This is a genomic window from Peribacillus sp. P4_C12 (genome assembly GCF_056402095.1).
On sequence record NZ_JBFUIB010001164.1, the window covers coordinates 1 to 591 of the forward strand.

The 591-nt window shown below is 41.8% G+C and carries 1 protein-coding gene; it reads left to right on the forward strand.

All coding sequences use genetic code 11. From position 1 onward, the window contains the following. A partial coding sequence (locus AC1DUW_RS31950; protein WP_477644594.1) for a glycerate kinase family protein occupies positions 1–591 on the forward strand: 591 nt, incomplete at both ends.

Sequence of the window (591 nt, forward strand, 5' to 3'; positions counted from 1 at the left end):
CTCCAGGCTTTAGGAATGAAAATATTAGATTTAGAAGGGAAATCGGTTGGATTCGGAGGGGCGGAATTATCACGAATTGTGGAAATAAATACACAAGATTTTGATTCAAGAATAGCAGAATGTGAGTTTATAATCGCATCAGATGTTCAAAATCCATTGGTCGGACCTGATGGGGCCTCTTCTGTATTTGGTCCACAAAAAGGGGCAACACCAGTCATGGTGGATCTTCTCGATAAAGCTTTATCAATTTGGGCTGATTTGGTAGAAACCAAGACAGGTATTAGCTTGCATAATAAAGCAGGGGCTGGTGCTGCAGGCGGAATTGGTGGTGCATTCCAAGCCTTTTTCTCTGCCGAAACGAAAAGAGGCGTCGATATCGTTATTGAATATACCAAACTTGGAGAAAAACTCCGTGGAGCTCATTGTGTCTTTACTGGTGAAGGACAAATCGATTACCAAACAGCATCAGGTAAAACACCCATGGGAGTGGCAGAAGAAGCGAAAAAGCAAGGCATTCCCGTATTTGTCTTAGCTGGTTCCATTGGAACAGGTATTGACGTTTTATATAATCATGGAATTACTAGCATTCAT